The 8,264-nt window shown below is 64.4% G+C and carries 8 protein-coding genes; all 8 read right to left on the bottom strand.

The window, feature by feature from the left end:
• The coding region (locus LLH00_01795; protein MCE5270000.1) for a heparinase II/III family protein at positions 1–1,412 on the bottom strand (1,412 nt) is incomplete at its 3' end.
• Positions 1,413–1,545: 133 nt separating this feature from the next.
• On the bottom strand, positions 1,546–2,712 hold the full coding sequence (gene proB, locus LLH00_01790; GenBank protein MCE5269999.1) for a glutamate 5-kinase: 1,167 nt from the start codon (positions 2,710–2,712) through the stop codon (positions 1,546–1,548).
• An 11-nt stretch (positions 2,713–2,723) separates the two neighbouring features.
• Positions 2,724–3,815 carry a PQQ-binding-like beta-propeller repeat protein gene (locus tag LLH00_01785; protein MCE5269998.1) on the bottom strand — a complete coding sequence of 364 codons (1,092 nt, stop codon included), beginning with the start codon at positions 3,813–3,815 and terminating at the stop codon, positions 2,724–2,726.
• A gap of 58 nt (positions 3,816–3,873) precedes the next feature.
• Complete coding sequence (locus tag LLH00_01780; protein ID MCE5269997.1) at positions 3,874–4,407, bottom strand: hypothetical protein; 534 nt, start codon at positions 4,405–4,407, stop codon at positions 3,874–3,876.
• A gap of 108 nt (positions 4,408–4,515) precedes the next feature.
• Positions 4,516–5,643: an ABC transporter permease gene (locus tag LLH00_01775; protein ID MCE5269996.1), complete on the bottom strand. Its 1,128-nt coding sequence runs from the start codon at positions 5,641–5,643 to the stop codon at positions 4,516–4,518.
• A 13-nt stretch (positions 5,644–5,656) separates the two neighbouring features.
• The gene (locus tag LLH00_01770) at positions 5,657–6,757 is read right to left on the bottom strand and encodes an ABC transporter permease (GenBank protein MCE5269995.1); all 1,101 of its coding nucleotides are present in this window, start codon (positions 6,755–6,757) and stop codon (positions 5,657–5,659) included.
• A 155-nt stretch (positions 6,758–6,912) separates the two neighbouring features.
• Positions 6,913–7,644: an ABC transporter ATP-binding protein gene (locus tag LLH00_01765; GenBank protein ID MCE5269994.1), complete on the bottom strand. Its 732-nt coding sequence runs from the start codon at positions 7,642–7,644 to the stop codon at positions 6,913–6,915.
• A partial coding sequence (locus tag LLH00_01760; protein MCE5269993.1) for an ATP-binding cassette domain-containing protein occupies positions 7,637–8,264 on the bottom strand: 628 nt, incomplete at its 5' end. The genes LLH00_01765 and LLH00_01760, both read right to left, overlap by 8 nt.

The raw sequence follows: 8,264 nt of genomic DNA, 5'->3' as shown, positions 1-8,264 counted from the left end.
GGCATCTCCTCACCCGGCATGCGGATCAGGACACAGTTGTGCGCCACGCTGCGGCAGTAATAGTGCGTAAGGTGCTGGCCCGGCTCCGGGCGCGTGCCTGTGTCCAGGGCCAGGAACCCCTTGTGGTAGATGTTGAAATTGTTGTGGTCGAAATGCTTGTGCTGCTCCAGGCTGCCGCCGGCGGTGAAAGTAGCGTAGGTGTCGCTCTCGCCCGAGCCGCTGCGGAAAAACACCTGGCCCATGTGCTCGAACATGCGGGCCTGGGGCAAAATCTCATCCGGGCCGGCCGGGACCAGCTCGGGGTGACGGCGCCGGATAAGGAAACGCGCCCAGGGGAACGATATCCGGTCATCGCGCGGCATACGGTCGAGCAGCCAGCGGGTGAACGCCATCTCGCGCGGCATCCCGTCGCCGTAGAAATGGATTATCTGCCACAAGTGCATGTCCATCTGGTTGAGACGGAGCTTGTTTGTCTCGTGGTAACTGTCACCCCAGCCGAAATATCGCTCGCCTGGCAGCATGTTCCACATCAGGTAGCCGGGCAGCAGCCCCACGTAGGGCCAGCGCGGCGCCAGGTTCACCCCGGTGGCGGACTCGACGGTATGGAAGAAATTGAACTCGGCCCAGGGATAGGCCACCAGGGTGTAGTTGAGCGCCGCCGAGGCCGAGCCGCCGTCATCGCCCGCCATACGGCTGCGGTATTCCAGGACCTGAGTATACAGGTCGTAACCCTGGAGGGTGAGCCGACGGGCCAGGTTGTCATCCACACCCTCGCCCAGGGCGGTGAGCCCCGCGTACCAGGCGAGCGCCGCGGTGCCGTAAAATCCCGAGTCGATCCAGCCCCAGTTCTCCTGCGGAAAAGGCTTCCGGTTGCCGGTATAATCGCCGGTGGGAAGGACATCCAGCACGACTCGCAGGTAGGAGGCAGTCAGCTCTCTGCGCTCCTGCACCGGCAGGTCGTTCCAGATCCAGTCCAGGGCGGCCCAGGCATCCACTCGCGAGAACACGTACCAGTCCACGCTGCGCTTCTCGGCAAAGCAGCGCTGATAATAGCTGATACTCCGGTGCAGCATGGTGCGGCTGAGCTCGAAATAACGGCGCTCCCCGCTCATCAGATACACAAATGCCGCAGCCGCGGCCTGCGAGCCGAAATCGCCCTCCGACGAATCGATCTGGGCCCACTCATCCACCCGGAACTTGAATTTCCCGTAGAACTCGCGCTCCTCGTTCTGCGTGAGGGCTTTGACCGCGGGCAGGATATCCCGGTTGAGGAGCAGGCGGGGGTGATCCGGGCGCACGGAGTCGATCCAGCCCGCTGCCTCGGGGTGGCTCTTTTTCCCGCAGGCCAGGGCCAGCACAGCGAGCAGCAGTATACAGCCGGTCCGGGGGAACCTTCTCAGACAGTGTTCCATGCTGTGGTCTCTCCTGTCGGAACGTCCGCTAAAAGTCAATCGGGAAGGAGAAGAGGGCAGGTAACGCAAAACGGGCGCCCGCCGGACGCCCGTTCGACCACTTTCCGGCTGCTCAAAGTCGAAGTGCAATCTGTCACTGCCCGTTCAGCAGCACCAGGTTGTCCTTGTGCACCACCTCATCCGGGGCGGCGTGGCCCAGCACCTCGTTGATCCGCGAGCTGTGCAGGCCCTTGATCCGCTCCAGGTCCTCGGCGCTGTAGCTGGACACGCCCTTGGCGAACACCATGTCATCCGCAGTGCAGACTATTTCCACCACATCCCCCGGCTCGAACGAGCCCTGCACCTGACGCACCCCGCTGGAAAGAAGGCTCCCGGCGCGCTCGGCCAGGGCGCGGCGCGCACCCTCATCCACCAGCAGACGGCCGCGTGAGCGGCTGGAAAAGGCGATCCACTGCTTGCGGCGGGGCAGGCCCTCGGCGCGCGGGACAAACAGAGTGCCGATATCCCGGCCCTCGACAATGCCATCCAGGTCGCAGTCCCGTCCCGAGGCGATCACCAGGCGGCGGCCCGCGCCGGTCACCAGCTCGGCCGCGGCCAGCTTGGTTTTCATCCCGCCGATCGAAACCTCGCTGCCCTTGCCGCGGGTCGAGCGCTGCATCTCGGCGGTGATCTCGCTCACCACCGGGATGCGCGTGGCGGACGGGTCGAACTTGGGGCTGGCCGTGTAGAGGCCGTCGATGTCGGTCAGGATCACCAGCAGCTCGGCGTTCACCAGGGCGGTCACGTGGGCGCTCAGGCTGTCGTTGTCGCCGTACTTGAGCTCGCGCACGGCCACGCTGTCATTCTCGTTCACCACCGGGACCACGCCCAGGCGCAACAGGCTCTCGAAGGTGTTCTGCAGGTTCACGTACTTGCGGCGGTTCTGGAAATCCTCGGCCGTGACCAGCACCTGGCCCACATGACGGCCGTGTGCCTCGAACGCGTGCTCCCACATTTTCATCAGACGAACCTGTCCCACCGCGGCCACGGCCTGACGGTCGGGAATGAGGCGCGGGTAGCTCTTCAGGCCCAGCCGTCCCATACCCGCTCCCACCGCGCCACTGGAGACCAGCACCACGGTCATTCCCCGCTCCTGCAGGGCCACGACCCGCGCGGCCAGACGGTCGATACGCTCCAGGGCGATATTGTTGTCCTCGCCGGTGAGCACGCGCGTGCCGATTTTCACCACCAGGCGATGCACCTGTTTCAGGCTGCGACGCGCCCCAGCCAGGGAGGCGGCCGCCTGCGAACCGTTTTCCATCTGTTCACACCTCAAGTGGATTTACGTTGTTTCTTTTCGGGTGTTTCCGGGCGCTCGCCGAACGCGTAGAGGAACCCGTCCTCGGCGCCCACGTAGATTATTCCCCCGGCCACGGCCGGGCTGGAGATCACCGGGCTGCCGATGCGGCAGCGCCAGCTCAGCCGTCCGCTGTCCAGGCCCAGGCCGTACAGGAACCCGTCCCCAGAGCCGAATATCACTGTCTCCCCCGCCACGGCGGGCGAGGAGAGGATCGAGTCATTGGTGCGGTACGACCAGACCAGCATGCCGGTGTATTTTTCCAGGCAGTAGCAGCGCCCGTCCAGACTGGTCAGCACCACCCGCGTGGCGGTTAGCGCCGCGGTGGAGCGCACGGCGTTCTCGGTGCGGAAATGCCAGACCATCTCCCCGTCCTCCAGGCTCACCGCGTGGAGGTGACGGTCATCCGAGCCGGTGTAGACCGTCTCGCCCTCGGCCGAGGGCGAGCAGTTGATCGCGGCCCGGGTCTGGTAGCGCCAGCGCACCTCGCCACGCTCCAGCTCGTGGGCGGTCAGGGTGCCGTCCGCCCCGCCGCTCAGCACTGTCTGCCCAAGCAGGCAACTGGCATAGCGCAGTTCCCCGCCCACCTGGCTGTCCCAGAGCAGCTCGCCGCTGCCCGCATCCAGGGCGTAAAGTTTGCAATCCGAGGAACCGATCAGCACCCGGCCGTCCAGGGCCAGCGGTGTGGCGAACACCGGCCCCAAGGTCTGGTGCTCCCAGAGCAGCGTGCCGCTCAGCGCATCGAACGCCCGCAGGCTGCCGTCCCGGCTTGACCCGGCGAACACCCGTCCCTGGCTTACCGCATTTGACAGGTTGCCCTCGTCCCCGGTCCGGGCGCGCCAGAGGAACTCACCGCTGCGGCAGTCCAGGGCGTACAGGTAACCGTCCCGCGAGCCGCAGTAGCAGCGTCCCCCGGCCACGGTTGGGCTGGCGAAAAACACCCGGGCCCCGGTCTGGAGCATCCAGAGCAGCTCCGGATGCGCGGGGGCTTCCTCAGGCGTGAACCCGGTGCGCGAACAGTCGCGGTGGAAAAGCGGCCACTCGGCAGCGTTGACCTCGCCGGACATGCTCTCTCCCCGCCGGACCGGACGGTCCGGTCACTGCCAGCGGCCTGGGCCGGCCGGGTCAGTACGGGCTGAAACGGCGGAAACTGCGGAAGTCATCGCCTACGACCTCGGAGACATACTTAATCACCGAGACCGGCCAGACAAATTCGCTGGGGGCGATGATAAGAGCGTTGTTCACGTTGGAGAGGACTCGCGAGCGGTGGCTGGTGATCCGCTCGAAGATGTTCTTCACGAAAGGGATCGCCTCGTCCAGATTGCGGTCGATATGCTGCCGGCAGACCTCCTCGTCGATCTTGAGGTATGCGCTGCGGAACACTATCGAAAGGTCGCGGAACTGGGGCGGGACTTTATCCTGTTCGGCGTAGAAATCCCGCAGGTTGATCGATGCGTGCTCATCCGCGGCGATGGTCAGCCGGGGAGAGACCCGCACGGTCCCGTCCCAGCGCACTGTCAGGGAGTCGTTCTCCACGCTGCGGGCCAGCACGAGGTAGTTGAGGATCGTCTCCTCGTTGGAGAACAGGCGGCTCCCCACGCGGGTTTCCACCCGTGTGTCGGCGAACACCTGTTCGATCATTTCACGGCCTATCTCCATGCTCTCCCCCGGCGGCGCCAGCCATGCAACAGCATTTGCAACGACTGGTTACATTAACACAATGCCGGGAAAAACGCAAGGCGGGCCGCTCGCGGCGGGCGCCCGAGGTCAATCGACTTTCTTGTGGAACCGCACCGCGCTGAACGTGAGGATCACCGCCCCCCAACCCATCAGCGCCAGACCGTCTTTCCACAGGTAGCCGAACCCGCTGCCCTTGAGGTAGATATCACGGATGATCGACATGTAGTAGCGCACCGGGTTCAGGTACGACAGTTTCTGCACGAAAGGCGGCATGTTCTCGATGGGCGCCATCATCCCGCTCATCAGGATGCCGAAGATGTTGAAGGCCCAGATGATGAACAGCGCTTCCTGCTGCGTGCCGGTCAGGGTGGAGACAAAGAGCCCCAGGCCCAGCGTACTGAGCAGGAACACTACGGAGAAAGCCAGCAGCAGCCACAGGCTCCCGGCCATCGGCACGCCGTAGTAGACGCGGATCACGGTCAGGGCGCCCAGCAGCATCACGAAGCTGAGGATGAAAAACGGCAGCAGCTTGCCCAGGATCAGCTCCCAGGGACGGATGGGAGTGACGTTGAGCTGCTCCAGGGTGCCGATCTCGCGTTCGCGCACGATATTCAGCCCGGCCAGCATGGAGGTGGTCATGGTCAACAGGATCGCCACGATCCCGGGCAGCATGTAGTACTTGCTCTCCAGGTTCGGGTTGAACCAGGTGCGGATCGAGGGCAGCACCAGCCGTGTTTTCCGCGCCGGTCCGGGCCGGCCGATGTTGTGCCCGCTTCGTACCTGGGATTCGAAATCGGCGGCGATACGCAGGAGATAGCCTTGGGCGATGTTCGAGCTGTTGGAGTCCGTCCCATCCACCAGCACCTGCACCTGGGGACGGTCGCCGCGCAGAAGGTCACGCTCGAAGTCACGCGGGATGGACAGGGCCACACTGGCCCGGTAGTGCTCGAAACGCGACTTGATCGTGCTTGGGTCGCCCTCGTAGTCACAGAAATCGAAGCGCCCGCTGGCGCGCACTTTTTCCAGAAGCAGACGGCTGGAGGCGCTGTGGTCCATGTCGCGCACCAGCAGCGGCACGTGGTGCACATCGAACGTTATGGCGTGCCCCATCACGAACAACTGGATGAACGGCATCACCACCATCGCCCGCAGCATCATCCTGTCGCGGAAAATCTGCTTGAACTCCTTGCGCACTATGTGCTTGATCCTTTGCATCATTCCCCTCCGGTCAGCTCAGGCGCGTGGTGAACTTGCGCACGCCGATAGCCAGGAACAGCATCCCCATACCGGTCAGCACGGCGAAATCGACCCACACGGCCTCGAACGAGGCCCCCTTGAGCATCACCGCCCGCACGATCCGGATATAATATGTGGCCGGGATGATCCGGCCGATGTACTGCAGCGCCAGCGGCATGCTGGTGAGCGGGAAAATGAACCCCGAGAGCATCACCGAGGGCAGCATGGTCATCACCAGGGCCATGGACATGGCCACCTGCTGGGTGCGCACCGAGCTGGAGATGGCGATCCCGATGCCCAGGGCGCAGTAGAGGTAGCTGGTGGTCATCACCAGCAACAAGACCAGGCTGCCGCGCATCGGCACCCCGAACCAGAACCAGGCAAACGAGACCAGCAGCAGGAACTCGATGTAGGCGATGGCCAGATAGGGCAGCACCTTGCCCAGCAGAATCTGCGAGGCCCCGATGGGCGAGGTGAGGATCTGCTCCAGGGTGCCGCTCTCCTTCTCCCGGGCGATAGTGACCGAGGTCATCAGGGCGCAGATCATCATCAGGATTATCGCGGCCAGGCCCGGCACCACGAAATCGCCGCTCTTGAGTTCCGGGTTGTAGAGGATGCGCGGCCGCACCTCGATCAGACCACCGGCCGCGGCGGGAAGCTCGTTCAGCCCGGCCAGGATCATGGTCAGGTAGCTGGCAGCGATGGCCCCGGTGTTGGAGTCGGAGCCGTCAAGAAGGAGCTGCACCTCGGCCCCGCCGGGACGGGCGGCGTCCCGCTCGAAACGGCGAGGGAACACCAGGATCGCCTTGGCCTCGCGCGAGTAGATGAACTCACCGGCCTGCCTGACATCCGGCGCGTGGGCCACCGCCCGGAAATAGCCAGAGCCTTCCATCACCTCCAGCGTATGGCGCGACAGGGCGCTGTGGTCGTAGTCCACCACCGCCACGCGGATGTCTTTTACATCCAGGTTTATCGCGTAGCCGTACAGCAGCACCATCATCACCGGCAACAGGAACACGATGGCCAGCGAGCGCCGGTCGCGCAGGATGTGGCGGCCCTCCTTGCAGGCCAGGGTGATTATCTTCGATTTCATCGGAACGCCTCCAACAGACTCCGGCAACAATACAATGCAAAACGGAAAAGAGTAATCCACAGAGTCACACGAAGGAGCATGAAGATAAAACCTTTTCTGCCTTTCTTGGCGCCCCTTCGTGTCCCTTCGTGGATTTAAGTCTTTTGTTTTTCGGTTCACCTTGCCAGCAGGTGCAGGAACACCTCATCCACGCTTTCCTTGCCGTACTGCTGCTTGAGCTCAGCCGGGGAACCCAGGGCGATTATCCGCCCGGAGTCCATGATCGAGATACGGTCGCAGTACTCGGCCTCGTCCATATAGTGCGTGGTCACGAACACCGTGACTCCTCCGGCGGCCATCTCGTGGATCATGGCCCAGAAATTCCGCCGGCTGATCGGGTCCACCCCGCCGGTGGGTTCATCCAGGAACACGATCCCCGGCTCGTGGATCACGGCGCTGGCCAGGGCCAGGCGCTGTTTCCACCCCAGGGGGAGCTGGGCAGTGCGGCGGTCGCGCATGTCGCTCAGGTGCAGGCGTCCCAGGATTTCATCCCGACGCTGACGCAGGCGGCTGTTGTCCAGGCCGTACACCCCGCCGAAAAATTCGAGGTTCTCGGCCACGGTCAGGTCCTCGTAGAGCGAGAATTTCTGGCTCATGTAGCCGATCCGCTGCTTCACTCCCTCCGGGTCGCGGCCCACGTCGATCCCACCCACGGTGCAGCTTCCCCCCGTGGGGCTGAGCAGCCCGCAGAGGATGCGGATCGTGGTGGTCTTGCCCGCTCCGTTCGCCCCGAGGAACCCGAAAATCTCACCGCGGCAGACCGTGAAATCGATGCTGTCCACGGCCTTGAAAGCCCCGAAAGCGCGGCTGAGGCCACGGGCCACAACAACAGGCTCGGTTTTAGGCATGGCCGCCCCCTTTCCCGCCGCCCGTACTCATCAACTCCACGAACACGTCCTCCACCGTGGGACGGATGGACTGGATACCGCCCGCCACAATCCCATCCCGCTCCAACCCGGCGCGGATCGACTCAGTGGCGGCCCCGGCCTGCTCCACGCCCACGTGCAGCTTGTCACCGAACACCTGGACGGACTTGACTCCATCCGCCTTCCGTACAGTGTCAAGATGGGCCACCGCCTCCTCCAGGCGCACCTCCAGCAGCTCGTGCGGATAAATATCGGGGATCGCCGCTGGCGTGTCCACCGCCATCAGGCGGCCCTCGAACATCAGGCCCACCCGGTCACAGCGCGCCGCCTCATCCATGTAGGCCGTGCTGACCAGCAGGGTTGTCCCGGCCGCGCGCAGCTGGCCCAGCAAGTCCCAGAACTCGCGCCGCGAGACCGGGTCCACCCCGGTGGTCGGCTCATCCAGGAACAGGATGCGCGGTGTGTGGATCAGGGCGCAACTGAGGGCCAGTTTCTGTTTCATCCCGCCCGAGAGCTGCCCGGCGCGACGGGTGCGGAACGGCCCCAGGCGGCTGAACCCCAGAAGCTGCTCGTGCCGGGCCTCGCGCTCCGGCCCGAAAAAC

This window comes from bacterium (genome assembly GCA_021372515.1).
Lineage (GTDB): Bacteria > Gemmatimonadota > Glassbacteria > GWA2-58-10 > GWA2-58-10 > JAJFUG01.
Note: the sequence above shows the minus strand (reverse complement) of the source record. Positions and strands in the feature narration are given on the sequence as shown.